Source organism: Micromonospora parva (genome assembly GCF_000718515.1).
Taxonomy (GTDB): domain Bacteria; phylum Actinomycetota; class Actinomycetes; order Mycobacteriales; family Micromonosporaceae; genus Micromonospora; species Micromonospora parva.
This window is the reverse complement of the sequence record NZ_JNZS01000006.1, coordinates 217,969-243,817: the sequence shown is the minus strand read 5'-3', so window position 1 is coordinate 243,817 and position 25,849 is coordinate 217,969. Positions and strand designations below refer to the sequence as shown.

At 71.3% G+C, this 25,849-nt stretch carries 19 protein-coding genes and 1 tRNA gene; 19 read left to right on the top strand and 1 reads right to left on the bottom strand.

The window, feature by feature from the left end; translation table 11 throughout:
- Positions 1 to 61 precede the first annotated feature (61 nt).
- The 17 genes from IF22_RS0109455 to IF22_RS0109375 all read left to right on the top strand — a co-directional run bounded on the left by IF22_RS0109455 (position 62) and on the right by IF22_RS0109375 (position 22,712).
- Complete coding sequence (locus IF22_RS0109455) at positions 62 to 1,240, top strand: ROK family protein (RefSeq protein ID WP_030330411.1); 1,179 nt, start codon at positions 62 to 64, stop codon at positions 1,238 to 1,240.
- Positions 1,241 to 1,492: 252 nt separating this feature from the next.
- Positions 1,493 to 3,001 carry a sugar ABC transporter ATP-binding protein gene (locus IF22_RS0109450; RefSeq protein ID WP_030330410.1) on the top strand — a complete coding sequence of 503 codons (1,509 nt, stop codon included), beginning with the start codon at positions 1,493 to 1,495 and terminating at the stop codon, positions 2,999 to 3,001.
- A complete protein-coding gene (locus IF22_RS0109445; RefSeq protein ID WP_030330409.1) occupies positions 2,998 to 4,125 on the top strand; it encodes an ABC transporter permease in 1,128 nt (375 codons plus the stop codon). Before IF22_RS0109450 ends, IF22_RS0109445 begins: the two co-directional genes overlap by 4 nt.
- A 97-nt stretch (positions 4,126 to 4,222) precedes the next feature.
- Positions 4,223 to 5,275, top strand: coding sequence for a substrate-binding domain-containing protein (locus IF22_RS0109440; protein ID WP_030330408.1), 1,053 nt, complete (start codon positions 4,223 to 4,225; stop codon positions 5,273 to 5,275).
- A gap of 54 nt (positions 5,276 to 5,329) precedes the next feature.
- Positions 5,330 to 6,505 carry a Gfo/Idh/MocA family protein gene (locus IF22_RS0109435; RefSeq protein ID WP_374224275.1) on the top strand — a complete coding sequence of 392 codons (1,176 nt, stop codon included), beginning with the start codon at positions 5,330 to 5,332 and terminating at the stop codon, positions 6,503 to 6,505.
- A 639-nt stretch (positions 6,506 to 7,144) separates the two neighbouring features.
- A complete protein-coding gene (locus tag IF22_RS0109430; protein WP_030330406.1) occupies positions 7,145 to 8,308 on the top strand; it encodes an inositol-3-phosphate synthase in 1,164 nt (387 codons plus the stop codon).
- Positions 8,292 to 9,269 carry an SCO3242 family prenyltransferase gene (locus tag IF22_RS0109425; protein ID WP_030330405.1) on the top strand — a complete coding sequence of 326 codons (978 nt, stop codon included), beginning with the start codon at positions 8,292 to 8,294 and terminating at the stop codon, positions 9,267 to 9,269. The genes IF22_RS0109430 and IF22_RS0109425 overlap by 17 nt, the downstream gene beginning before the upstream one ends.
- The gene (locus tag IF22_RS0109420) at positions 9,266 to 10,225 is read left to right on the top strand and encodes a sugar phosphate isomerase/epimerase family protein (RefSeq protein ID WP_051708272.1); all 960 of its coding nucleotides are present in this window, start codon (positions 9,266 to 9,268) and stop codon (positions 10,223 to 10,225) included. The genes IF22_RS0109425 and IF22_RS0109420 overlap by 4 nt, the downstream gene beginning before the upstream one ends.
- A gap of 53 nt (positions 10,226 to 10,278) precedes the next feature.
- Entirely contained in the window at positions 10,279 to 10,887 is a 609-nt protein-coding gene (locus tag IF22_RS0109415; RefSeq protein ID WP_030330403.1) for an EboA domain-containing protein, read from the top strand.
- A 1-nt stretch (position 10,888) separates the two neighbouring features.
- Positions 10,889 to 11,746 (top strand): TatD family hydrolase, encoded by an 858-nt coding sequence (locus IF22_RS0109410; RefSeq protein ID WP_030330402.1) that lies wholly within the window; start codon positions 10,889 to 10,891, stop codon positions 11,744 to 11,746.
- Entirely contained in the window at positions 11,746 to 12,945 is a 1,200-nt protein-coding gene (gene eboE / locus IF22_RS0109405; RefSeq protein WP_030330401.1) for a metabolite traffic protein EboE, read from the top strand. Before IF22_RS0109410 ends, eboE begins: the two co-directional genes overlap by 1 nt.
- The gene (locus tag IF22_RS0109400; protein ID WP_030330400.1) at positions 12,942 to 14,357 is read left to right on the top strand and encodes an alkaline phosphatase family protein; all 1,416 of its coding nucleotides are present in this window, start codon (positions 12,942 to 12,944) and stop codon (positions 14,355 to 14,357) included. Before eboE ends, IF22_RS0109400 begins: the two co-directional genes overlap by 4 nt.
- Complete coding sequence (locus tag IF22_RS0109395; protein WP_030330399.1) at positions 14,354 to 15,421, top strand: polyprenyl synthetase family protein; 1,068 nt, start codon at positions 14,354 to 14,356, stop codon at positions 15,419 to 15,421. Before IF22_RS0109400 ends, IF22_RS0109395 begins: the two co-directional genes overlap by 4 nt.
- A gap of 217 nt (positions 15,422 to 15,638) precedes the next feature.
- Positions 15,639 to 18,497, top strand: coding sequence for a PQQ-dependent sugar dehydrogenase (locus tag IF22_RS0109390; RefSeq protein WP_030330398.1), 2,859 nt, complete (start codon positions 15,639 to 15,641; stop codon positions 18,495 to 18,497).
- A gap of 75 nt (positions 18,498 to 18,572) precedes the next feature.
- Positions 18,573 to 20,687 (top strand): ThuA domain-containing protein, encoded by a 2,115-nt coding sequence (locus IF22_RS0109385; RefSeq protein ID WP_030330397.1) that lies wholly within the window; start codon positions 18,573 to 18,575, stop codon positions 20,685 to 20,687.
- 301 nt (positions 20,688 to 20,988) lie between these two features.
- Entirely contained in the window at positions 20,989 to 21,492 is a 504-nt protein-coding gene (locus IF22_RS0109380; RefSeq protein WP_167337286.1) for a sensor histidine kinase, read from the top strand.
- A gap of 212 nt (positions 21,493 to 21,704) precedes the next feature.
- Positions 21,705 to 22,712, top strand: a complete 1,008-nt coding sequence (locus tag IF22_RS0109375) for a sugar phosphate isomerase/epimerase family protein (RefSeq protein WP_030330395.1) — start codon at positions 21,705 to 21,707, stop codon at positions 22,710 to 22,712.
- Between the two features lie 64 nt (positions 22,713 to 22,776).
- On the opposite strand, the gene IF22_RS0109370 is transcribed toward IF22_RS0109375, so the two are convergent.
- On the bottom strand, positions 22,777 to 23,181 hold the full coding sequence (locus IF22_RS0109370; RefSeq protein ID WP_030330394.1) for a hypothetical protein: 405 nt from the start codon (positions 23,179 to 23,181) through the stop codon (positions 22,777 to 22,779).
- A 297-nt stretch (positions 23,182 to 23,478) separates the two neighbouring features.
- Here IF22_RS0109370 and IF22_RS0109365 point away from each other — a divergent pair.
- Together IF22_RS0109365 and IF22_RS0109360 are read left to right on the top strand one after the other, a co-directional pair.
- Positions 23,479 to 23,551: transfer RNA gene (locus IF22_RS0109365), tRNA-Asn, on the top strand.
- Positions 23,552 to 23,716: 165 nt separating this feature from the next.
- Positions 23,717 to 25,834: an MMPL family transporter gene (locus tag IF22_RS0109360; RefSeq protein WP_030330393.1), complete on the top strand. Its 2,118-nt coding sequence runs from the start codon at positions 23,717 to 23,719 to the stop codon at positions 25,832 to 25,834.
- The last annotated feature ends 15 nt before the right edge of the window (positions 25,835 to 25,849 follow it).

Sequence of the window (25,849 nt, the reverse complement as noted above, 5' to 3'; positions counted from 1 at the left end):
GGACACAACACATCGGCATTGCGTCGATGTGAACGCTGCCAATGAAGAGGGGGCCTCCCCGGTGCGTACCGTCGACCCCCTGCACGTGCGACTGTTGCGGTTGCTCCGCGACGAGGGGGCCGTGTCCCGCGCCGAGCTGGGCGACCGCCTCCAGATGCCGCGTCCACGCATGCTGGCCGAGCTGGACCGCCTGGTGGCGTTGGGTTACGTCGCCGAGGCGGGGCTCGCCGCGTCCCGAGGTGGGCGTCGCTCGACGCTCGTCGAGTTGAACCCGAAGCTGCGCTTCGCCGCGGTCGACCTCGGCGCCAGTTCGATGGACGTCGAGGTGGTCAACGGTCGCCTCGAACCGGTGGCCCACTACGCCGAGGCGGCGGACATCCGCAACGGCCCGAAGGTGACCCTGCAACGGGTCAACGAGCTGCTGCACAAGGCCCGGGTCGACGGCGCGTACGAGCGACTGGACGCGGTGGGCATCGGCGTACCCGGCCCGGTCAGCTTCCGTGACGGCGTGCCGGTCTCACCGCCGATCATGCCGGGCTGGGACCGGTTCCCGGTGCGTGAACTGCTCAGCCGGGAGCACGGTTGCCCGGCGGTCGTCGACAACGACGTCAACATCATGGCGATCGGCGAGCGGCACGGCGGTGTCGCCCACTCGGTGGACGACTTCCTCTTCGTGAAGATCGGCACCGGCGTCGGGTGCGGCATCTACCTCACCGGCGAGGTCTACCGGGGCACCGACGGCTGTGCCGGCGACATCGGCCACATCCAGGTCGACTCACACGGTCCGATGTGCTCGTGCGGCAACGTCGGCTGCCTGGAGGCGCTGTTCAGCGGCGCCGCGCTGGCCAAGGACGCGGCGGCCGCCGCCCGCAGTGGCACGTCGCCGGCGCTCGCCGAGCGATTGGCCCTGCGTGGTGTGGTGACCGCCCTGGACGTCGCCGAGGGCGCCGTCGAGGGCGACCTGACCTGCATCCAGTTGATCCGCGACGGCGGACGGCGGGTCGGCGGCGTGCTCGCCGGCCTGGTCAGCTTCACCAACCCGTCGATGATCGTGATCGGCGGCGGGCTGGCCCAGCTGGGTCACATCCTGCTCGCCGAGATCCGCAGCGTGGTCTACCGCCGGTCACTGCCGCTGGCCACCGGCAACCTTCCCGTCGTCCTGTCCGAGCTGGGCGGCCGGGCCGGTGTCACCGGCGCGGCGGTGCTCGCGAGCGACGTCGCCTTCGGGGAAGCCTCGTGAGCGCGAGGAGTGAGCCGGGTTTGCGAGCCCCGCAGTCGCGAACAGAGGCCGGCACAGTGAGCGCGAGGAGTGAGCCGGGTTTGCGAGCCCCGCAGTCGCGAACAGAGGCCGGCACAGTGAGCTGTTCGAGATTCCGTCGTGAGCGAGGAGGAGACTGTGGCCCTGCCCGAGGATGACCCCGCCACCGCGTCGGCCGAGGCCGTCGCCGAGGCGCCGCTGGTCGAGGCTCCCGCCGACACCGTCGCGGGCGAGGTGGTCCTGCGCCTCACCGATCTGGTCAAGACCTTCCCTGGCGTACGCGCGCTCGACGGCGTGCAGCTGGAGGTGCGTGCCGGCGAGGTGCACTGCCTGCTCGGGCAGAACGGCGCCGGCAAGTCCACCCTCATCAAGGTGCTCGCCGGGGTGCACCAACCGGATTCCGGGCTGGTGGAGTGGCGCGGTGAGCCGACCACGTTCGCCAACCCGCAGGCGGCCATGAAGGCCGGCATCGCCACAATCTACCAGGAGCTTGACCTGGTCGAGGACCTGTCGGTGGCGGAGAACGCCTTCCTCGGGCACGAGTACCGCCGCTTCGGGTTCGTCCGGCGCGGCCGGATGGCCCGGCACACCCGGCAGATCCTCAGCCGGCTCGGCCACGGTGAGATTCCGCCGGGGCGCATGGTCAGGTCCCTGCCGGCGGCGGGCAAGCAGATCGTCAGCATGGCCCGGGCGCTGTCGCACGAGGCCCGACTGATCATCATGGACGAGCCGAGCGCGGTGCTGGCCCACGACGAGGTCGGCAACCTGTTCCGGATCATCCGCGAGCTGACCGCGCAGGGCATCGCCGTCATCTACATCTCCCACCGGTTGGAGGAGATCCGCGAGATCGGCGACCGGGTCACCGTACTCAAGGACGGCCGGACCACGGCGGCGAACCTGCCGGCGCGCGACACCCCGACCCGCGACCTGGTGAGCCGGATGACCGGCCGCACCATCGAGTACGTCTTCCCGGACCGGCCGGCCGACGACCCGGCGGGTGCCGACCTGCTCCAGGTGGAGGGGTTGACCCGCGAGGGCGAGTTCGCCGACGTCTCGCTGAACGTGCGCGCCGGGGAGATCGTGGGCATCGCGGGGCTGGTCGGCTCCGGTCGTTCCGAGCTGCTGGAGACGATCTACGGTGCCCGCCTGCCGGAGGCCGGCACGGTGCGGATGGACGGCAAGGTCCTGCGGCCCGGCGTCGGCGCGGCGGTTCGCGCCGGCATGGGGATGGCCCCGGAGGAACGTAAGAGCCAGGCGTTGCTGCTCGGCGAGCCGATCTACCGCAACGTCACGCTGGCCACCTTCGGCCGGTACGCGCGGCTCGGCTTCACCAACGCGGCCAAGGAACGCGCCGAGGCGGACCGGATCGCCGAGACCCTGGAGCTGCGGCCCCGCGACGTCGACCGGCCGGTCCGCACCCTGTCCGGCGGCAACCAGCAGAAGGTGGTGGTGGGGCGGTGGCTGCTCGGCGGCACCAAACTGCTGCTTCTCGACGAGCCGACCCGGGGTGTGGACGTGGGCGCCCGGGCTGAGCTCTACCAGGTCATCCGGGCACTGGCCGCGCAGGGCGTCGGGGTGCTGCTGGTCTCCAGCGAGGTGCCCGAGGTGCTGGGTCTGGCCGACCGGGTGCTGGTGATGCGGGAAGGGCGGGTCGTCCGCGAAGCCGCGGCCGGCGAACTCGACGAGAACACTGTGCTTGACCTCGTGATGGCGGGGTCCTTGATGGAAGGCGCACCGGCATGAGCGACGCGACTCCCACTCCCACCGCGACACCGGAGCGCCCGCAGCTTCCGGCACAGTCGCCGCCGGTGGACCCGGCGGAGACTGCGGTGGCCAGCGACAAAGCATCCTCCGGGGGGAAGCTCTCCTGGTGGCGGGGTGACGGCGGCGACGGCGCGAAGCGCAACCTCGGTCTGATCGGGGTGCTGGCCGCGCTCATCGTGGTCGGCGCGGTCACCAAGCCCGACCTGTACGGCGACCCGAACTGGGTCTGGAACAACGTGCTGGCCATCCTCCAGTTGGCCTCCGTCGTCGGCGTGGTCACGGTCGGGATGACCTTCGTGATCATCGGTGGTGGTATCGACCTGTCGGTCGGTGCGATCGTCGCGCTGGCCGGGGTCTGGTGCACCACTGTGGCCACCCAGAGCTACGGCGCCGGCGGCATGATCTTCACCGCCCTGGTGGTCGGCATCTGCGTCGGCCTGGTCAACGGTGTGCTCATCTCGTACGGGCGGCTGGTGCCCTTCATCGCGACGCTGGCGATGCTGGTGGCCGCGCGCGGCCTCGCCGCGTCGATCTCCAACAAGCAGACCCAGGTGTCGAGCAGCACCTTCATCAACGACATCGCGGCGCGCAAGGTGATCGGCATCCCGATCCTCGTCTACATCCTCGGCGCGGTGGTGCTGGCCGGGTGGGTGGTGCTCAACCGGACGACCTTCGGCCGGCGGACCATCGCCGTCGGCGGCAACCCGGAGGCGGCGCGGTTGGCCGGCATCAACGTCCGGCGGCACACCATGCTGCTCTACGCGCTCTCCGGTCTCTGCTGCGGCATCGCCGCCATCATGCTCACCTCGCAGGCCACCTCGGCGCAGGCGGCGATGGCCAACCTGTACGAGTTGGACGCGATCGCCGCGGCGATCATCGGCGGGACGTTGCTCAGCGGCGGCCGGGGCACGATCGTCGGCTCGCTGCTCGGCGTCATCATCTTCGCCACGATCACGAACCTCTTCGCCATCAACGGCCTCTCCATCGAGGCCCAGAACATGGTCAAGGGCGGCATCATCGTCGCCGCCGTCCTGGTCCAGCAGTTCCAGTTCAAGTCCGTCACTCGGCTCCTCGCGCGGAACAGGGTCACCACCGCAACCTGACGCACCGCACCGTTGTCCTGGCGACGTCGAGATCTTCGACGGTGGCCGGGGCCCGCACACCCTCACAAAGTCACATCCCGCTCCCAGGAGGTCATTCATGACCCAGCACAGTCGCGACCTGTCGCGCCGCCGGTTGCTCTTCGGTGGAGCCGCAGTGGGCGCTGCCACCCTTCTCACCGCGTGCACCAGCAACGAGACTCCGGCCGCCAGCACCCAGACCAAGGCCGCCGGAAACGCCGAAGGCAACAACGCCCCGGGCAAGAAGGTCGTCATCGGCTTCTCCGCGCCGGCCGCCGACCACGGCTGGATGGGCGCGATCCACGCCAACGCCAAGGCGCAGGCCGCGGCCTACTCGGACGTGGAGTTCAAGGAGGTCGACGGCGGGTCGAACTCCGAGGCCCAGCGCTCCACGCTCGGCACGCTGATCGCCCAGAAGCCGGACATCATCGTCGTGCTGCCGCACGACGGCAAGGAGGTCAACGCCGTTGCCCTCCAGGCGATGCAGGCGGGCATCCCGATCGTGAACCTGGACCGGGCGTTCCCCGACGCGCTGGCCTCGCGGCTGGTCATCAAGGGCGACAACTACGGCATGGGCGTCTCGGCCGGGCACTTCATCGGCAAGATGCTCAAGGACAAGGGTGTCGCCAACCCGGTCATCGGTGAGATCGCCGGTCTGGAGATCCCGCTGACCGTCGAGCGCAGCAACGGCTTCAAGGCAGCCCTGGCCACCTACGGGTTCACGGTGAGCAACCGGCGCTCGGCCGAGTTCACCTCGGACAGCGGCCAGCGCGAGGCGGCCCAGCTGCTCCAGGCGCTGCCGAAGATCGACGCTGTCTGGAACCACGACGACGACCAGGGCATCGGTGTGCTCGCGGCCATCAAGCAGGCCAACCGGTCGGAGTTCTTCATGGTCGGCGGCGCGGGCTCCAAGCTCGCGATCGACGCGATCAAGGCCGATAACACCGTGCTGAAGGCCACTGTCACCTACAACCCGTCGATGGCCTCCTCGGCGGTCTCCCTCGCGCGGCTCATCGCGCAGGGTCGGGGCCTGGGCGACCTGACGGAGCTGCAGGTGCCCAAGGAAGTGACCCTGGCCTCGGAGACGATCACCAAGGAGAACGCGAGCAGCTACGACAAGCTCGGGTTCTGACATACCGGGGGGAGACCCACCTTGTCCACGAACGACAAAGAACTGCGGGTCGGCATGGTCGGCTACGCGTTCATGGGCGCCGCGCACTCGCAGGCGTGGCGCACCGTGAACCGCGTGTTCGACCTGCCGGCACGGGCCCGGATGGCGTTGATCTGCGGCCGAGACACAGCGAAGGTGGCCGACGCCGCCGACCGGCTCGGCTGGGACGCGTACACCACCGACTGGCGTGACCTGATCAATCGGGACGACATCGACGTCGTCGACATCTGCACCCCGGGCGACAGTCACGCCGAGATCGCTCTCGCCGCGTTGGCCGCCGGCAAGCACGTGCTGTGCGAGAAGCCGTTGGCCAACACGGTGGAGGAGGCACGGGCGATGACCGCCGCGGCGGACACCGCCCGGGCCGCCGGAGTGCGGTCGATGTGCGGGTTCAACTACCGCCGGGTCCCCGCGGTCACGATGATGCGCCAGTTGGTCGCCGACGGACGGCTCGGGGTGATTCGACACGTCCGTGCGACGTACCTGCAGGACTGGATCGTGGACCCGCAGTTCCCGCTGGTCTGGCGGTTGCAGAAGGACAGGGCGGGCTCCGGCGCGCTCGGTGACATCGGGGCGCACATCATCGACCTGACCCAGTACGTGACGGGTCAGCGGATCAGTGGCGTCAGCGCGGTCACCGAGACGTTCGTCAAGGAGCGGCCGTTGCCGGCCGAGTCGAGCGGTCTGGCGGCCACCGTGGACGGCGGTAGTGCGCCCACCGGGCCGGTAACCGTCGACGACGCCGCGGTCTTCGTGGCCCGGCTCGACGGTGGCGCGTTGGCCACGTACGAGGCCAGCCGCTTCGCGACCGGCCGCAAGAACGGCCTGCGCGTCGAGATCAACGGATCGCTGGGGAGCGTGGTCTTCGACCTGGAGCGCCTCAACGAGCTGGAGTTCTACGACGCCACCCGACCGGCCGCGGAGCAGGGCTTCAGCCGCATCCTGGTGACCGAGGGCGAGCACCCGTACATGTCGGCGTGGTGGCCCCCGGGCCACATCATCGGCTACGAGCACTCGTTCACGCACGAGATGCGCGACTTCATCGAGGCGGTCGCCACCGGTGTCGACCCGACTCCCTCCTTCGCCGACGCGTTGCAGGTCCAGCTGGTGCTGGACGCGGTGACGCGCTCGGCGGAGCTCGGCTCCTCCTGGGCCGAGGTGGCGCCGACGCTGACCGCGGCGGCCGTCTGACCTTTGACCATCCGCGACGGCGGTGAACGCGCCGCCGTCGCCCGACGGGCTTTCCGACGCCGACCGGCGAGGGACCAGCCACGGATTGCGCCCCGTGGCCGGGACAGAGGTCGGCATCGGGGAGCGTGCAGCCGGGCCGTACGGCCCGGTGGCGCACGAGCAGGACGGTCGTCCGGTGTGACCGGACCGGGATTCCCCGGTCGCACCGGAGGACCGCCACCACCGGTGAGGATCCACAGGACCTGATGAGACCGTCCGCCGCTACCCCGAGCCCTGCCGTACCCGCCCGCCGCTTTCCAACGGGTCGTGGTCCGGTCGGTGTTCCGGTGGGCGCGGCGGCCTGAGGCGCCCGGCCGGGGCATGCCAACGCCCCGACCGGCCGGATGCGGGGGAGGCAGGGTCGAGACGCCGACCCGACCCTGCCTACCAGCCCCGTCTGCTCGCACCTGCCGGGACCGGTCCGGCGTCGTCGCCGCCGACGCCGACGTCGGAAGCCGGTGTTGTTCCGGTGCGGGACGGGCGGACGGGGCCCATCCACCCCGGCTGTTCGGAAAACCGGGGCGTATCTTTCCGAAACATATTCTGATATTCCTATATTTAGCGGTACCGACGGTTCCTCGTGAACGGGGAAGGAGCACCATGCGAACAGGTGTCTGGCTGGTAGGAGCGCGCGGGTCCGTTGCGACCACCAGCATCGTCGGAGGGCTCGCGCTGCGGGCCGGTCTGGCCGGGCCGACCGGCTGCGTCACCGAGCTGCCCGAGCTGCGCGGCCCCGCCCTGCCGGCCTTCGCTGACCTCGTCTTCGGCGGGCACGACCTGGCCACCACTCCGCTGTGCAAACGGGCCGAGGCCCTCGCTGACGCCGGTGTCATCCCCTGGCGGCTGGTCGCGGCGCTCCGCGACGAGCTGGGCGTGGTCGAGCAGGAGCTGCGCCCCGCACCGGTGGGCGACACCCAGGCCGACCGGGCCGCCGCCGTGGTCCGTGATCTCACCACCTTCCGGGAGCGGCACGAGCTGGACCGGGTGGTGGTGGTCAACGTCTCCGCCACCGAGCCGGCCCCTCGACCGCACCCCGGGCACGCCGACCCGGCCGCGCTGCGCGCCGCCCTCGACGGCCCGGACGAGGTGCTGCCGGTCAGCTCCCTCTACGGCTACGCGGCGCTGCTCGCCGGCTGCCCGTACGTCGACTTCACCCCGTCCACCGGGCTGCGGCTGCCGGCGCTCGCCGCGCTGGCCGAGGAGGCCCGCCTGCCGTACGCCGGGCACGACGGCAAGACCGGGGAAACCCTGGTCAAGTCGGTGCTCGCGCCGATGTTCGCGATGCGCAACCTGGCCGTGGGCTCCTGGTCCGGGGTCAACCTGCTCGGCGGCGGCGACGGCGCGACCCTCGCCGACCCGGCCGCGAACGCGGCGAAGGTGCAGAGCAAGCAGCGGGTGCTCGGTGAGACGTTGGGCTACGTCCCGCAGGGCGGCACCCGCATCGAGTTCGTCGAGGAGCTGGGCGACTTCAAGACCGCCTGGGATCTGATCACCTTCACCGGTTTCCTCGGCACCGGCATGCGGATGGAGTTCACCTGGCACGGCTGCGACTCGGCGCTGGCCGCGCCGCTGGTGCTCGACCTGGCCCGACTCACCGCCGCCGCGCACGCCGCCGGGCAGGTGGGACCGCTCGTCGACCTGGGCTTCTTCTTCAAGGACCCGCTGGGCGCGCCCACCCACTCGCTCGGCGAACAGTGGGCCCGGCTGACCGCCTTCACCCGGCAACTGCACGGCGAGGACGGTGCCCATGACAACGTTGGCTGATCTTGCCGAGCTGGTCCGCGCTCCGGCGGCGCTCTCGGTGCCCGGTGACGTGATCGCCGGGGCCGCGGCGGCCGGCGCGTTGAGCCCGCGTACCCCGGCTCTGGCCGGCGCCTCGGTGTTGCTCTACTGGGCCGGGATGGCCGCCAACGACTGGGCCGACCGACGCCTGGACGCCGAGGAGCGGCCCGAACGACCGATCCCGAGCGGGCGGGTCACCCCGGCCGCCGCGGTCGGTCTCGCGGCGGGCCTCACCGCCGCCGGCGTGGGCCTGGCCGCCGCCGTGGGCGGTCGCCGCGCCGCCGCGCTCGCCGTGCCGCTGGCCGCCACCATCTGGGGGTACGACCTGCTGGCCAAGAACACCGCCGCCGGCCCGGCGGTGATGGCCGCCTGCCGGGGCCTGGACGTGTTGCTCGGCGCGTCCGGCGGCCGGCTGACCCGGGCGTTGCCGGCGGCGGCGACAGTCGCCGCGCACACCTGGACGGTCACCGCGCTGTCCCGCCGGGAGGTCACCGGCGCCGACGCCACCCTGCCGATGCGCACCCTGGCCGGCACCGCGCTGGTCGCCGCCAGCGCCGCCGTCGCCGCGCCGGGGGCCCGACGCGCCGCCGCTCGTAGCGCTGAACAGGCCGGAGTCACCGACCGAGCCGGAGCCACCGACCGGGCCGAGGCCGTCGGCGAGATCGGGGTGAGCGCGGGCCGCAGCCGCGCGGCCGGGATCGCCGCGGTGCTGCCCGCGGTGCTGGCCGGCTGGTACGCCGCCCGGTACGGCGCGGCCCAGGCCCAGGTTGTCCGGGACCCGTCGGCCGGACGGGTCCGCGCCGCCGTCGGCGCCGGGATCACCGGGCTGCCGGCCCTCCAGGGTGCCCTCACCGCGCGGGGTGGAGCGGGTCTGCTCGGGGTGGCCGTCGCGGCGGCCGCGCCGCTGGGTCGACGGCTGGCCCGGAAGGTCTCCCCGACATGAGCGTCCCCGAGCCTCGACCGGGCGCGCCGGCCGCCGACGCCACCACGCTGCGCCTCGGGTACGGCACGAACGGTTTCGCCAACCACCGGCTCGACGACGCGCTCGCCGTCATCGCCGAACTCGGCTACGACGGGGTGGCGCTCACCCTGGACCACGACCACCTGGACCCGTTCGCGCCCGGGCTCACCCGCCGGGTCGCCGCCGTCGGTCGCCGGCTGGAATCGTTGGGCCTGGCCGTGGTCATCGAGACCGGGGCCCGCTACCTGCTCGACCCGTGGCAGAAGCACGCCCCCACGTTGCTGCACGACGACCCGACCCGGCGCATCGAGTTCCTGCGGCGGGCCGTGCGGATCGGTGCCGACCTGGGCGCGGAGGCGGTCTCGTTCTGGGCCGGCGTCCGACCCGAGGCGGTGCCGCAGCAGTGCGCCTGGGACCGGCTGGTGGCCGGGTGCGCCACGGTGGTCGACGCGGCCGACGCCGCCGGCGTCACAGTCGGGTTCGAACCGGAGCCGGGCATGCTGGTGCAGGACATCGCCGACTGGCGTCGGCTGTACGCCGCCCTCGGCAGCCCGGCCCGCTTCGGCATCACCCTCGACATCGGCCACTGCCGGTGCCTGGAGCCGTGGCCGGTGCCGCAGTGCGTCGCCGAGGTGGCCGATCACCTGGTCAACGTGCAGATCGACGACATGCGCCGGGGCGTGCACGAGCACCTGGAGTTCGGGGTCGGCGAGATCGACTTCCCGCCGGTGCTGGCCGCGCTGCGCGACGCCGGTTACCGCGGCCTGGTCGCCGTCGAGCTGCCCCGCGACTCGCACGCCGCACCCGCCGTGGCCGCCCGGTCGATCGAGTTCCTGCGCGCCGCCGCCGCGACAGCCGCCGATGACCACTCTGCCAGCTCCCTTTGCTCTGCACCCGCCGAGGCGACACCCACTGAAGAGGCCCCGGCGCATATGTAGGTGCAGAGCAAAGGGTGGTGGGGCGCCTGGAGCAGCAAGAGGGAGGAGACGGGATGACACCGGATTCACTACGGGCCGCGCTGGGAGGCGTACCCGATCCCGACTGGCTGGACACGGCGTTGCGCCGGGTCACCACCGAGCCCACCGCGATCACCCGGCTCTTCCCCGCCGTCGGCCGCCGCTGCGGCCGGGCCGCGCTGCCCGACGCCCCCGGCTGGACCGCCGACGACGCGGCCCGGGTGCTGCTGCTGATCAGCCTGCCCGGCGAGCACGCGGAGTACGCCGAGCGCCTCTACCAGCACGGTGACGCGGCCGAGCGGCGAGCCGTGCTGCGGGCCCTGTCGCTGCTGCCGATCGGCGCCGCCGGCGTGCCGTTGCTGCACGACGCGATCCGGACCAACGACACCCGGCTGGTCGCCGCCGCGCTCGGCCCGTACGCCCGGCACCTCGACCCGGCCGCCTGGCGACAGGCGGTGCTCAAGTGCGTGTTCAGCGGCGTCCCCCTGGCCGCGGTGGCCGACCTGGACACCCGGGCCGACGGCGAACTGGCCGCGATGCTGGCCGCGCTCGCCGCCGAACGGCACGCCGCCGGCCGGGACCTGCCCGCCGACGCCACCGACCTGCTCCACCGGCTCACCGCCGCACTGCCCCGGGAGGCGTGACATGCGCATCTTCGACCCCCACATCCACATGACCTCACGCACCACCGACGACTACGAACGGATGGCCGCCGCCGGCGTGCGCGCGGTGGTGGAACCGGCGTTCTGGCTGGGGCAACCGCGCACCAGCGCGGCCTCGTTCACCGACTACTTCGACTCGCTGATCGGTTGGGAGCCGTTCCGGGCCGGGCAGTTCGGGGTGCGCCACTTCGCCACCATCGCGCTCAACCCCAAGGAGGCCAACGACCCGCGCTGCCGTCCGGTCCTCGACCTGCTGCCCCGCTACCTGGACAAGGACGCGGTGGTCGCGGTCGGCGAGATCGGGTACGACTCGATGACGCCCGAGGAGGACGAGGCGTTCGCCGCGCAGCTCGCCCTCGCTGTGGCGTACGACCTGCCGGCGCTGGTGCACACCCCGCACCGGGACAAGGCGCGCGGCTGCGAGCGGACCCTCGCCGTGGTCGCCGAGTCCGGCATCGACGCGGGTCGCGTGGTGGTCGACCACCTCAACGAGGTGACCGTCAAGCTCGTCAGGGACAGCGGCTGCTGGTTGGGCTTCTCGATCTACCCGGACACCAAGATGACCCCGCAGCGGATGGTGGAGCTGCTGCGCGAGTACGGCACGGACCGGATGCTCGTCAACTCGGCGGCCGACTGGGGGCGCTCCGACCCGCTGCTGACCCGGGCCACCGGCGAGGCGATGCTGGCGGCCGGCTTCAGCGACGACGACGTCGACACGGTGTTGTGGCGCAACCCGGTGGAGTTCTACGGGCAGTCGGGGCGGCTCGACCTCAGCGACCTGGACGTCAGCGCCGCCGTGGACCCGCAGACCGGCAACTCGATCCTGCGCGGCGGTAGCTGATGCGGCTGCGACACGCCGGCGGCGAGACCGTCCACCTCGGCTACTGCACCAACGTGCACCCCGCCGAGGACCTCGCCGGCATCCTCGGCCAACTGGACACCTACGCCCTGCCGGTGCGTCAGGCGCTCGGCAGTGACCTGCTCGGGCTCGGCCTGTGGCTGGCCGCCCCGGTCGCCGCCGAGCTGGCCGCCGACCCGACGCTGCGCCGCCGGCTCCGCGTCGAACTGGACGCGCGCGGTCTGGAGGTGGTCACCCTCAATGGCTTCCCGTACGCGGCCTTCCAGGCGCCGGTGGTGAAGCAGGGCGTGTACCACCCGGACTGGACCACCGAGCAACGTCTGACGTACACACTGGACCTGGCCCGGGTGCTCGCCGACCTGCTGCCCGACGACGCGGCCCGGGGTTCGATCTCCACCCTGCCGCTGGCCTGGCGGCAACCGTGGGACATCGCCCGCGCGGACGCGGCGCGACAGCGACTGGACCAGTTGGCCGCCGGCCTGGCCACGGTGCAGCGGGACACCGACCGTGAGGTGCGCATCGCCTTCGAGCCGGAGCCCGGTTGTGTCGTGGAGAGCACCGCTCAGGCCGCCGCGTTGCTGTCCGGAATGGACACCGACCGGTTGGGTGTCTGTGTCGACCTGGCCCATCTGGCCTGCGCCTGGGAGGAGCCCGCCGAGGCGCTGGACCGGCTGCGGGCCGCCGGCCTTCCGGTGGTGAAGGTGCAGGTGTCGGCCGCCGTCGAGGCCGCCGACCCGGAGGGTGGGGCCGAGGCGCTGCGCCGCTGGGTGGAGCCCCGCTTCCTGCACCAGACCCGGGGCGCCGGTTGTGCCGGTCTGGCCGACCCGGCCGACCCGGCGTACGCGGCCGACGACCTGGACGAGGCGCTGGACCGGGCGCTCCCCGGCCCGTGGCGGGTGCACTACCACGTGCCCCTGCACGCCCCGCCCGAGGAACCGCTCGGCTCGACCCTGCCGGTGCTCCGCGCGGCCCTGAGAGCGCTCTTCGAGGGTCCGACCGCCGGCTGCGACCACCTCGACGTCGAGACGTACACCTGGGGGGTGCTGCCGGCCGCCCGACGGCCCGGCACCGATGCGGAGCTGGCCGCCGGCATCGCCGCGGAACTGGCCTTCGCCCGCGACGAACTGGTCGGCCTCGGCCTGACCGCGCAGCGATCCGTGAGTATGGGAGTGACGCGATGAGCCGGCGACTGGTGGTCCTCGACGTGGTGGGGTTGACGCCCCGACTACTGGCGCACATGCCGCGACTGCGGGGAGTCGCCGACGGCGGCTTCCGGGCCGAGCTGGGCACCGTCCTGCCCGCCGTGACCTGCTCGGTGCAGTCCACCTTCCTCACCGGCGAGCCGCCCAGCGGGCACGGGATCGTCGGCAACGGGTGGTACTTCCGGGAACTGGGCGAGGTGTTGCTGTGGCGGCAGCACAACGCGCTGGTCGGCGGGGACAAGCTCTGGCAGGCCGCCCGGCGGGCCGAACCCGGCTACACGGTGGCCAACGTCTGCTGGTGGTACGCCATGGGCGCCGACGTGAACTGGACCGTCACGCCCCGGCCGGTCTACTACGCCGACGGGCGCAAGGAGCCGGACTGCTACACCGACCCGCCGGAGCTGCACGACGCGCTCACCGGGCGGTTGGGCACGTTCCCGCTGTTCACCTACTGGGGGCCGACGGCCGGATTGCCGTCGTCACGGTGGATCTGCCAGGCCGCCGAGCAGATCCTCGCCGACGTGTCACCCGACCTGACGCTGGTCTACGTGCCGCACCTGGACTACGACCTGCAACGTTTCGGCCCCTCGTCGGCCGAGGCCGCCGCGGCGGCGGCCGAGCTGGACGCGGTCCTCGGCCCGCTGCTGGACGCCGCCCGGGCCCGGGACGCCACGGTGGTGGTGCTGTCGGAGTACGGCATCACCGACGTGTCCCGGCCGGTGGACGTCAACCGGTTGCTGCGCGCCGAAGGGCTGTTACGGGTGCACACCCAGGCCGGCATGGAGTACCTCGATCCGTGGACGTCGAAGGCGTTCGCTGTCGCCGACCACCAGGTGGCGCACGTCTACGTCAAGGACCCGGCCGACGTCGCGGCGGTGGCGAAGCTCTGCGCCAACCTGCCCGGGGTGGCCGAGGTGCTCGACGCCGACGGCAAGGCCGCACACGGGCTGGACCACCCGCGCGCCGGTGAGCTGGTGCTGGTGGCCGAGCCGGACGCCTGGTTCACGTACTACTACTGGTTGGACGACGCCCGGGCGCCGGACTTCGCCCGGCTGGTGGAGATTCACCGCAAGCCGGGTTACGACCCGGCGGAGTTGTTCTTCGACCCGGCCAACCCCGGTGCCGCGAAGGCCCGGGCCGGGGTCGCGCTGGCTCGCAAGAAGCTCGGCATGCGCTACCTGATGAGTGCTGTCGGCCTGGACGCCGGCGCGCGGGCGGTGCGCGGTTCGCACGGGCGGCTGCCGGACGACCCGGCCGACGCCCCGGTGCTGCTCTGCTCCGACCCGACGGCGGCCCGCGACAAGATCGCGGCCACCGAGGTCAAGGCGCTGCTGTTGGAGCTGGCCGGATTAGGCGTCGACGGCGCGAGCGGTTCAGGGGAGCGGACATGACGGTGACCGTCGCGCCCACCGACACCAGCGGGCTGCGGGCCCGCTTCGACGCGGAACTGGCCGGGTTCCTGGAGCGGCAGGGCCCGGACTGGCCCGACGGCGCACCGCGTGGCGTGTTCACCGCCCTGCAACGGTTCGTGCTGGCCGGTGGCAAACGGATACGACCGCTCTTCTGCTACTGGGGCTGGCGCGGGGCGGGCGCGGCCGACGGCACCCCGATCGTGGTGGCGGCCGCCGCCCTGGAGCTGTTCCACGCGTTCGCGCTGATCCACGACGACATCCTGGACGGCAGCGACCGCCGCCGCGGTGAGCCGTCGGTGCACCGGCTCTTCGCCGACCTGCACGCCCGCTCGTCGTGGCGGGGTGACCCCGAGGCGTACGGCCGCAACACCGCGCTGCTCTGCGGGGACCTCTGCGCCGCGTGGTCGGATCAGATGTTCCACGAGTGCGGGCTGAGCACCGAGCAGGTGCACCGGGGTTACGGCGTGTTCGCGCTGATGCGTACCGAGGTGATCGCGGGGGAGTACCTGGACCTGGTCTCGGGCGTCGGGGACGGCTCGGTGGCCAGCGCGCTCACCGTGATCCGGATGAAGGCCGCCCGGTACACGGTCACCCGACCCTTGCAGATCGGCGCGGCCCTGGCCGGCGCGGGACCGGAGCTGATCGCCGCGCTGGGCGAGTTCGGTGACCCGCTGGGTGACGCTTTCCAGCTCCGTGACGACGTGCTGGGCGTCTTCGGTGATCCGGCGGTCACCGGGAAGTCGGTCCTGGACGACCTGCGTGAGGGCAAGCCGACGGTCATGATGGCGCTGGCCCGCAGCGCCGCCGACCGGTCGCAGACCGTCCGGCTGCGGGAGCTGTTCGGCAACCCGGCGTTGGACGCCGAGGGCGCGGCGGAGTTGCGCGAGATCATCGAGGCGACCGGCGCGCGGGAGCGGATCGAGCAGATGATCCGGGTCCGGACGGCGGCCGCGCTGTCCGCCCTACAGAGCGCGGCGGTGGCCGACGATGCCCGCGTGGCCCTGGTCGAGCTGGCCGGGCAGGCGATCGACCGACGCGCCTGACCGGCGACTTTCGATCAAATCGACGAAAGTTGATGCTGAACCGCCGGAAGATATAGACACATCGACACATGGGACTTAGTGTCGTGACCAACACGACAATGTTTCGTCGAGGTGAACCGGCGGCGCGGTAACCCATCGACCCCCACCACCGCTACGGCATCCGGCGCGACGGCGCGCGCCCGGCCTGGCAGTCACTCGTCAGGAAGGGGCAGCACAGATGTCCAAGAAGGATGTTCCCAGACAACGGTCCCGACGATGGTTCTCCGCCGGATCGGCACTGCTGCTCGCGGTCGCCGCCGGCACTGTCACACTCGCCGCCAGCTCGGCCCCCGCGCAGGCGCACACCATCGTCGCCAGCGACTTCCAGCAGGTCGAGTTGGCCCGCGGCGTGACCGACATGGGTGAGCCGATGTCCCTGGCGGTGCTGCCGGACCGCTCGGTCCTGCACACCGCCCGCAACGGCACCCTGCGCCGCACCGACGCGGGCGGCACCACCAGTGTGATCGGCACCCTGTCGGTCTACACCCACGACGAGGAGGGGTTGCAGGGCGTCGGGGTCGACCCGGGCTTCGCCAGCAACCGGTACATCTACCTCTACTACGCCCCGCCGCTCTCCACCCCCGGCGGTGACGCGCCGGCCACCGGCACCGACTTCTCGGCCTGGAACGGCGTCAACCGGCTCTCCCGGTTCACCCTCAACGCGGACTTCACGCTCAACCAGTCCAGCAAGGTCGACGTGCTCGACGTGCCGGCCAACCGGGGCCTGTGCTGCCACGTCGGTGGGGACATCGACTTCGACGCCGCCGGCAACCTCTACCTGTCCACCGGCGACGACACCAACCCGTTCGAGTCCGCCGGCTACTCGCCGCTGGACGAGCGGACCAACCGCAACCCCGCGTACGACGCGCAGCGCAGCGCCGGCAACACCAACGACCTGCGCGGCAAGATCCTGCGGATCAAGGTGAACGCCAACGGCACGTACTCCATCCCGTCGGGCAACCTGTTCGCCCCCGGCACGGCCAAGACCCGGCCGGAGATCTACGCGATGGGGTTCCGCAACCCGTTCCGGATCAGCGTGGACAAGGCCACCGGGGTGGTCTACGTCGGTGACTACGGGCCGGACGCCGGCTCCACCAGCTCCACCCGAGGGCCGTCCGGCCAGGTCGAGTTCAACCGGGTCGCCGCACCGGGCAACTACGGCTGGCCGTACTGCACCGGCACCAACACCAGCACCGAGACGTACAACGAGTGGGACTTCGCGACGAACACCAGCGGCGCGAAGTACAACTGCACCGGCGGGCCGACGAACAACTCGTTCCGCAACACCGGCCTGACCACCCTGCCGCCGGCCCAGCCGGCCTGGATCCGGTACGCCGGCGACGCCGGCACCCCGACCGAGTTCGGCGGTGGCTCCGAGTCGCCGATGGGCGGTCCGGTCTACCGGTACAACGCCTCGTCGACCTCCACCACCAAGTTCCCGCAGTCGTTCGACGGGCAGTTCTTCGCCACCGAGTTCGGCCGCGGCTGGATCAAGCCGATCCACGTCAACGCCGACGGCTCCCGGGGCGCCATCGACACCTTCCCCTGGGTCGGCAAGCAGGTGATGGACTCCGCGTTCGGCCCGGACGGCGCGTACTACGTGCTCGACTACGGCACCGGCTACTTCAACGGTGACGCCAACTCGGCGCTCTACCGCTTCGACTACGTCGGCGGCGGCAACCGGGCGCCCACCGCGAAGGCCAGCGCCAACCGCACGTCCGGGGCGGCCCCGCTCACCGTGGCGTTCTCCTCGGCCGGCTCGTCCGACCCCGAGGGCGGCGCGCTCACCTACTCGTGGGCGTTCGGTGACGGAACCACCTCCACCTCGGCGAATCCGTCGAAGACGTACAACGCCAACGGCACCTACACCGCCACGTTGACGGTGCGGGACCCGCAGGGCGCCACCGGCAGCAGCAGCGTGCAGATCAGCGTCGGCAACACCGCGCCCACGGTCACGATCAACAACCCGGGTAACGGTCAGCTGTTCAGCTTCGGGGACACCGTGCCGTACAGCATCACGGTGACCGACCCGGAGGACGGCACCATCGACTGCACCAAGGTCAAGATGACCTACGTGCTCGGGCACGACCAGCACGGGCACCAGATCACCTCGAAGACCGGTTGCTCGGGATCGATCACCATCCCGGTCGACGGCGAGCACGACGACGCGGCGAACATCTTCGCGATCTTCGACGCCGAGTACACCGACGCCGGTGGGCTGACCACGCACACCCAGCACACGCTGCCGCCGCGGCACCGTCAGGCCGAGTTCTACGCCACCTCGTCGGGGATCAACGTGTTCAGCAAGACCCCGGCCGAGGGTGGCAAGACCGTCGGTGACATCAACAACGGCGACTGGATCGCCTTCCAGCCGTACCGACTGGGCAACGTGACCTCGTTCAACGCCCGGGTCTCCTCGGCGGGTGCCGGTGGCACCCTCCAGGTCCGGGCCGGCTCGGCCACCGGCACGGTGCTCGGCTCGGCCACGGTCCCGGTCACCGGCGGCTGGGAAACCTTCACCACCGTCACCGGGACGATCAGCAATCCGCCGACCGGCACGACCACCCTCTACCTGACCTTCGCCGGGTCGGGCACCGGGGCGCTCTACGACCTGGACGCGTTCACCTTCGTCACCGGCACGCCGCCGGCCAGCGGGACCGGGCCGATCAAGGGCCTGGGCGGCAAGTGCCTGGACGTGCGGGGCGCCGCCACCGCCGACGGCACGCAGATCCAGATCTACACCTGCAACGGCAGCGCGGCGCAGACCTGGGCGGTCACCGCGAACTCGACGATCAAGTCGTTGGGCAAGTGCCTGGACGTCTCGGGTGCCGGCACCGCGGACGGCACCAAGATCCAGCTCTGGACCTGCAACGGCACGGCCGCGCAGAACTGGGCCGCCCAGGCCGACGGCACGCTCCGCAACCCGTCGTCCGGCAAGTGCCTCGATGTCTCCGGTAACAGCTCCGCCGACAGCACCGTGGTCCACCTGTGGACCTGTGTCAGCGGTGCCGCCAACCAAAAGTGGACCCTGCCCTGAGCTGGCGGGAGGAGCCCTTCGACAACGCCTAGTGTGGTGCGAGGGGCCCCTCCTAACCGCAATTAGGAGAGCGATATGCGCAGACGCCTGCGACCCGTCCTCGGTGCGGCAATGGCCGCACTCGCCGTCATCGCCTGTACCACCCCGGCCACCCCGGCCAGCGCCGCCGACGCCCCGTACGACGTGCTGGTGTTCTCCAAGACCGCCGGTTTCCGGCACGACGCGATCCCGGTCGGCATCCAGACCATCCGCGACCTGGGCGCGGCGAACAACTTCACCGTCACCGCGACCGAGGACGCCGCCGCGTTCACCACCAGCAACCTGAACCAGTACGAGGCGGTCGTCTTCCTCAACACCACCGGCGACGTGCTCAACGCCAGCCAGCAGACCGCCTTCGAGTCGTACATCGGCTCCGGCCGTGGGTACGTGGGTGTGCACGCCGCCGCCGACACCGAGTACGACTGGCCGTTCTACGGCAACCTGGTGGGCGCGTGGTTCGCCTCGCACCCGGCGATCCAGCAGGCCAACATGAAGGTGGAGGACCGGGGCCACGCGGCCACCGCTCACCTGCCGCAGACCTGGACCCGCACCGACGAGTGGTACAACTACCGCACCAACGCCCGGTCGACCGCGCACGTGCTGGCCACCCTTGACGAGTCGTCGTACTCCGGCGGCGGCATGGGTGCCGACCACCCGCTGAGCTGGTGCAAGAGCTACAGCGGCGGCCGGTCCTTCTACACCGGCGCGGGGCACACCCAGGCGTCGTACGCGGAGCCGGCGTTCCGCAACCACCTGCTCGGCGGCATCCGGTACGCCTCCGGTCGGAGCAAGGCCGACTGCCGGCCCGAGACCGGCTACACCCCGCTGTTCAACGGCTCGACGGCCGGTTGGTCACAGGCCGGCCCGGGCAGCTTCACCAACTCCGACGCCACCCTGACCTCGGTCGGCGGCATGGGGTTGTTCTGGTACAACGCCAAGCAGTTCACCAACTACTCGCTGAAGCTGGACTGGAAGCTGGCCGGTGACGACAACTCCGGCATCTTCATCGGTTTCCCACCGTCGAGTGACCCGTGGTCGGCGGTCGACAACGGTTACGAGATCCAGATCGACGCCACCGACGCGACCGACCGCACCACCGGCGCGGTCTACACCTTCAAGTCCGCCGACATCGCCGCTCGCGACGCGGCGCTGAACGCGCCGGGGGAGTGGAACACCTACGAACTGCTGGTCGAGGGGGAGCGGCTGCAGATCTTCCTCAACGGCGTGAAGATCAACGACTTCACCAACACCAACCCGGTCCGATCGCTGGCCGGCCACATCGGCATCCAGAACCACGGCACCGGTGACGACGCCTCGTTCCGCAACATCCGGATCAAGGAGTTGGGCACCACGCCGCCGCCGACCGGCAACACCACGATCCAGGCCGAGACGTTCAGCGCGGCCAACGGCGTCTCCGCGTTCACCAAGGCGGGCGCCAACGGCGGGCAGACCATCGGCTACATCGACCCGGGCGACTGGGCCGCCTACAACGGCGTCAACCTGACCGGGGTCACCTCGTTCACGTCCCGGGTCGTCTCCGGCGGCGCGGGCGGCACCATCCAGGTGCGCACCGGTTCGGCCACCGGCCCGGTGCTGGGCTCGGTCGCCGTGCCCAACACCGGCAGTTGGACGACCTTCGCCAACGTCACCACGGCGCTGTCCAACGTCCCGTCCGGCACCCAGAACCTGTATCTCACCTTCACCGGTAGCGGCACCGGGCTCTTCGACGTGGACGACTTCACACTGGTCAAGGGGAGCGGCGGCAGCACCGGGGTCGGCCCGATCAAGGGTCTCGCCGGCAAGTGCCTGGACGTGCGCAACGGTGCCACCGCCGACGGCACCCAGATCCAGATCTACACCTGCAACAGCAGCGCGGCGCAGACGTGGACGGTGACGCCGAACTCGACGATCAAGGCGCTCGGCAAGTGCCTGGACGTCAACGGCAGCGGCACCGCCGACGGCACCAAGATCCAGCTCTGGACGTGCAACGGCACCGGCGCGCAGAACTGGGCGGCGCAGTCCGACGGCACCCTGCGCAACCCGTCGTCGGGCAAGTGCCTGGACGTCTCCGGCAACAACTCCGCCGACAGCACGATCGTGCACCTCTGGACCTGCCTCAACGCCGCCAACCAGAAGTGGACCCTGCCCTGACCGACTGATCCCGGAGGGGCTGCGACCCGCGTCGTCGGCCCCTCCGCCTCGGCACAAGCGCGACGAGCGGTGTCGCCAACGAGCGTGATGCCTCTGAGTCATCCTGATGACTCAGAGGCATCACCGCTTCGTCGGCCGGCCGCCATCACCGCTTCGCCCGGCCGCCGTGGGCGCGGGGTTGCGGGGGAGGTCGGAGCCTCGGTGTGGGCTGATCCCCGCACCGCTGCCGGGGCATTCGGATGCGGCACATTGCGTGGACGCCGCCGACCGCTTCACAGCTGGCTGCCGTACCTTGACCAGCATGGGGTTGTTCGCGCAGTGGCGTGGGACGGTGCTGGCGCGAGGCCATCAGCTGCTCGGTGCGCTGGGCCGGGCGGAGGAGCCCGACGACCCGTCCGAGCCGACGCCCAGCCTGAACCGTCTCGACGCCTTGGTGGAGGGCTTCACCGCCGGCCAACCGGTGCGGTGGAGCATGGCCGGGCAACCCCGGCCGCTGCCCGGCCCGGTCGACGTGGTGGCGTACCGGATCATCGAGGAAGCGCTGACCAACGCCTGCCGGCACGCGCCGGGCGCTCCGGTCGGGGTCCGCCTGCGCTACGACGCCGCGGGCATCACCATCGAGATCCGCGACGAGGGCGTCGGGCCCGCCCCGGCAGGCGGCGGCAGCCAGGTCGCCGGGCGAGGTCTGCTCGGGGTACGCAGGCGCGCCGAGCGGCTCGGCGGCACCTTCTCCGCCGGCCCGCGCGCCGGAGGGGGCTTCACCGTACGGGCGGTCCTGCCCGCCCCCGAGGAAATGATCGGATGAACTGTCGACTCCAGGGCTTCCCCGATCGGGCACCTCGGAAATAGGCTGAGGGCGGCGACCGTGCTGGTGGCCGGTGACCCGGTGGGAGGCGCAACCCGCCGGGCCCAGGTGTGTTCCGCACCCACCGGTGACCGCGCGAACGCCGCGTACGTCCGGTCACCCCTCGCCCCGGTCCGCACAGGGAATCCCCATCACAACAGGGGAGAAGGACAATGGCGCGACCCATCACGCTCTTCACCGGCCAGTGGGCCGATCTTCCGTTCGAGGAGGTCTGCCGGCTCGCCTCCGAGTGGGGCTACGACGGTCTGGAGATCGCCTGCTGGGGCGACCACTTCGAGGTCGACAAGGCGCTCGCCGACGACTCGTACGTCGAGCGGAAGAAGGAGACCCTCGCGAAGTACAACCTCCAGGTCTTCACGATCTCCAACCACCTCGTCGGCCAGGCGGTCTGCGACCACCCGATCGACGAGCGGCACCAGGACATCCTGCCCGGCCGCATCTGGGGCGACGGAGAGCCCGAGGGGGTTCGCCAGCGGGCCGCCGAGGAGATCAAGGACACCGCGCGGGCGGGGGCGAAGCTCGGGGTGAAGACCGTTGTCGGCTTCACCGGTTCGTCGATCTGGCACACCCTGGCGATGTTCCCGCCGGTGCCGCCGGCGATGATCGAGCGCGGCTACCAGGACTTCGCCGACCGGTGGAACCCCATCCTCGACGTGTTCGACGAGGTGGGGGTGCGGTTCGCCCACGAGGTGCACCCCAGCGAGATCGCGTACGACTACTGGACGACGAAGCGGACGCTGGAGGCGATCGGCAACCGGCCCGCGTTCGGTCTGAACTGGGACCCGTCGCACTTCGTGTGGCAGGAGCTGGACCCGGTGAACTTCATCTTCGACTTCGCCGACCGGATCTACCACGTGGACTGCAAGGACGCGAAGGTGCGTACCGGGGACGGCCGGCGTGGCCGGCTCGCCTCGCACCTGCCCTGGGCGGACCTGCGCCGCGGGTGGGACTTCGTCTCCACCGGCCACGGCGACGTGCCCTGGGAGGACTGCTTCCGCGCGTTGAACGCGATCGGCTACACCGGCCCGATCTCGGTCGAGTGGGAAGACGCGGGGATGGACCGGCTGGTCGGCGCCCCGGAGGCGTTGCAGTTCGTCCGCCGGCTCGCCTTCGACGCACCGAGCGCCGCCTTCGACGCGGCGTTCAGCAGCAAGGACTGATCGCACCCCGGACCGACCACGGGCCGGTCGCCCTGCGGCGACCGGCCCGTGTACGTGCGTGTGGTCAGAGCGTGCTGGCGTTCGTGCCCGAGCCGGACGGCTTGGTGCGGGGGTTCGTGGACGACGGCGACCCGGAGGTCGTGCCGACCGTGCTGGTGCCCGCCTTGGCGCCCACGGTGGCGGGCGTGCCGGCGAACGCGTCGTCGGCGGCGGTCAGCTCCTGCTTGCCGGTGCTGCCGTTGCCGGTGCCCAGCTTCTCGGCCAGTTTGGTCTGGCCGAGCTTGTCCTTGCCCTCGCTGTAGAGCTTGTTGGCCTGGGCCTGCGCGACCCCGGCCGCCTCCTGGACGGTCGGGTGGTCGAGCACCTTGCGGCCCCGAACCACGAGCTCTTCGTACTTTTCCCGGCCGGCACGGGCGCCCAGGACGAATCCCGCAGCCAGCCCGCCAAGAAACATGATCTTTCCGCGCATGGCGGCTCCTTCCGTACCTGACGCGCCGTCATCCTCCCGGTGGGTTGCCCCGTCGGAAGGCGACCTGTTCGCGCCTGCGTCCTCTGTCCGCAGCTAACTACCCATCCTGCTCTCCGCTCAAGCATGTCTGGGCCGGGATGGCGATTTACCCTGTATGTCGATGTGTCGTGGCACCTGACCTGCGGATGTCGATCATCAGGTGCCCGGGTGGAACCCACTGGACCGCCACGGGGGAAAGTCCTGTACTCTTGTCCCGTCGCACGGCGTCGGCGAGATCCGATTCCGGGCGGTGCACGATCCCCTGTAGCTCAATTGGCAGAGCAGCCGGCTGTTAACCGGCAGGTTATTGGTTCGAGTCCAATCGGGGGAGCTTCTCCACCCAACGCCCAACGCCCGTCGGCCTGATGCCGACGGGCGTTTTCGTGTGTGTGACCCTGTTTCACCCACCCTGGACCTGCCTGCCCGGCAGGATGGTCGATGTCGACTGAGGCTCCCGCTGCGTCGATTGATGCGTCGATCCTTGAGGTGAGTGCGGATGTCCGGACGAGGCGGCAGGGCCACGCTGATCGCGGTGGCGGTCGTGCTGGCCTGGTTGGTGATCGGCGGCGTGTCCGGCCCGTACGCAGGACGTCTGAGCGAGGTGGCCACCAACGACAACGCGGCCTTCCTGCCCACCGACGCCGAGGCGACCCGTGCCCAGGATCTCGCCGGCGAGTTCGTCGACCGGCAGACCACCCCGGCGCTGGTCGTCTACGAGCGGCGCTCCGGGATCACCGACGCGGACCGGCAACGGGTCAGCGCCGACGCCGCCCGGTTCGCCCAGATCCCCGGCGTGGTCACCCCGCTGCCCCCGCCCATCCCAAGCGAGGACGGCCAGGCACTGCAGGTCGTCGTGCCGGTGGACGACGCCGAGGGCGAGGAGATCGGCGCGGTCGTCGAGCAACTGCGCGACATCACCGGCGGCGACCGGGACGGCCTCACCGTCGACGTCTCCGGCCCGGCCGGCCTGCTCGCCGACCTGATCGAGGTCTTCTCGGCGATCGACGGCCCACTGCTGCTGGTCACCCTGGTCGTGGTGCTGATCATCCTGCTGGTCGTCTACCGCAGCCCGGTCCTCTGGATCTTCCCGCTGCTCGCCGCCGGCATGTCGTACGCCCTCGCCTCGGTCTTCGTCTACCTGCTCGCCGACGCGGACGTGCTCAAGCTCAACGGGCAGGCCCAGGGCATCCTCACCGTGCTGGTCTTCGGCGCCGGCACCGACTACGCGCTGCTGCTGATCGCCCGCTACCGGGAGGAGCTGCACCAGCACGACCGGCCCTGGGCCGCCATGCGCGCCGCCTGGAAGGGTGCCGCGCCGGCCATCATCGCGTCCGGCGGCACCGTCATCGTCAGCCTGCTCTGCCTGCTGCTGTCCAGCCTCAACTCCAACCGGGCGCTCGGCCCGGTCGCCGCCATCGGCATCGGCGCCACCCTGCTGGTGATGCTCACCTTCCTGCCCGCGCTGCTGGTGCTCGGCGGGCGGTGGGCGTTCTGGCCCCGACGGCCCGAAGCCGACCAGGCCGACCCACGGGCCGAACACGGCATCTGGAGCCGCATCGCCGGCTTCGTCGCCCGGCACGCCCGGCCGATCTGGCTGAGCACCGCCGTGGTGCTGGCAGTGCTGACGCTCGGCCTCACCCAGCTCGGCGCCACCACCCTCGGCCAGTCCGACCTCTTCACCCAGCGCACCGACTCGGTGGACGGCCAGGAAGTGATCTCCCGGCACTACCCGGCCGGCACCGGCAGCCCGGCCACCATCTTCACCACCGAGCAGACCGCCCGGCAGGTCGCCCAGGTCGCGAAGGACGTCCCCGGCGTCGCCGACGTCCGCCCCCTCACCACCGGGCCGCAGACCGGCCCACCCGAGGCGAACGCCGCCCCGAAGGTCGTCGACGGGCGGGTGCAGTTGGAAGCCACGCTGGCCGACCCACCCGACAGCGACGGCGCCGAACGGACCATCCGCGAGCTGCGGGTCGCCGTACACCAGGTGCCCGGCGCGGACGCGGTGGTCGGCGGCTTCACCGCGATCAACGTGGACACCTCGGACGCCGCGAAGCGCGACCAGAACGTCATCATCCCGGTGGTGCTGGTGGTCATCGCGGTCATCCTGGCCCTGCTGCTGCGCGCGCTGCTCGCCCCGGTGCTGCTGATCGCCACCGTGCTGCTCAGCTTCGCGGCGACCCTCGGTCTCTGCGCGCTGCTGTTCCGCCACGTCTTCGACTTCCCCGGCGTGGACTCGTCGTTCCCGCTGTTCGCGTTCGTCTTCCTGGTCGCGCTCGGCATCGACTACAACATCTTCCTGATGAGCCGGGTCCGCGAGGAGTCGGTGAAGCGCGGCACCCGCGCCGGGGTGCTCTCCGGTCTCGCCGTCACCGGCGGCGTGATCACCTCCGCCGGCATCGTGCTCGCCGCGACGTTCTCCGCCCTCGCCGTCCTGCCGCTTGTGGTGCTCGTCGAGCTGGGTACCGCTGTCGCGATCGGGGTGCTGATCGACACCATCGTCGTCCGCTCGCTGCTGGTGCCCGCGCTCGCGTACGACATCGGGCCGAAGATCTGGTGGCCGGGCCGGTTGTCCCGGGCGAACGGCGAGCGGGAGGCGCGCGACGCTGGTTGAGACGGCTCGCGCGCG

Coding starts and splice junctions, on each gene's coding strand:
- IF22_RS0109445 (WP_030330409.1), top strand. CDS start 2,998: ATGAGCGACGCGACTCCCACTCCCACCGCGACACCGGAGCGCCCGCAG.
- IF22_RS0109440 (WP_030330408.1), top strand. CDS start 4,223: ATGACCCAGCACAGTCGCGACCTGTCGCGCCGCCGGTTGCTCTTCGGT.
- IF22_RS0109435 (WP_374224275.1), top strand. CDS start 5,330: ATGGTCGGCTACGCGTTCATGGGCGCCGCGCACTCGCAGGCGTGGCGC.
- IF22_RS0109430 (WP_030330406.1), top strand. CDS start 7,145: ATGCGAACAGGTGTCTGGCTGGTAGGAGCGCGCGGGTCCGTTGCGACC.
- IF22_RS0109425 (WP_030330405.1), top strand. CDS start 8,292: ATGACAACGTTGGCTGATCTTGCCGAGCTGGTCCGCGCTCCGGCGGCG.
- IF22_RS0109420 (WP_051708272.1), top strand. CDS start 9,266: ATGAGCGTCCCCGAGCCTCGACCGGGCGCGCCGGCCGCCGACGCCACC.
- IF22_RS0109415 (WP_030330403.1), top strand. CDS start 10,279: ATGACACCGGATTCACTACGGGCCGCGCTGGGAGGCGTACCCGATCCC.
- IF22_RS0109410 (WP_030330402.1), top strand. CDS start 10,889: ATGCGCATCTTCGACCCCCACATCCACATGACCTCACGCACCACCGAC.
- eboE (WP_030330401.1), top strand. CDS start 11,746: ATGCGGCTGCGACACGCCGGCGGCGAGACCGTCCACCTCGGCTACTGC.
- IF22_RS0109400 (WP_030330400.1), top strand. CDS start 12,942: ATGAGCCGGCGACTGGTGGTCCTCGACGTGGTGGGGTTGACGCCCCGA.
- IF22_RS0109395 (WP_030330399.1), top strand. CDS start 14,354: ATGACGGTGACCGTCGCGCCCACCGACACCAGCGGGCTGCGGGCCCGC.
- IF22_RS0109390 (WP_030330398.1), top strand. CDS start 15,639: ATGTCCAAGAAGGATGTTCCCAGACAACGGTCCCGACGATGGTTCTCC.
- IF22_RS0109385 (WP_030330397.1), top strand. CDS start 18,573: ATGCGCAGACGCCTGCGACCCGTCCTCGGTGCGGCAATGGCCGCACTC.
- IF22_RS0109380 (WP_167337286.1), top strand. CDS start 20,989: ATGGGGTTGTTCGCGCAGTGGCGTGGGACGGTGCTGGCGCGAGGCCAT.
- IF22_RS0109375 (WP_030330395.1), top strand. CDS start 21,705: ATGGCGCGACCCATCACGCTCTTCACCGGCCAGTGGGCCGATCTTCCG.
- IF22_RS0109370 (WP_030330394.1), bottom strand. CDS start 23,181: ATGCGCGGAAAGATCATGTTTCTTGGCGGGCTGGCTGCGGGATTCGTC.
- IF22_RS0109360 (WP_030330393.1), top strand. CDS start 23,717: ATGTCCGGACGAGGCGGCAGGGCCACGCTGATCGCGGTGGCGGTCGTG.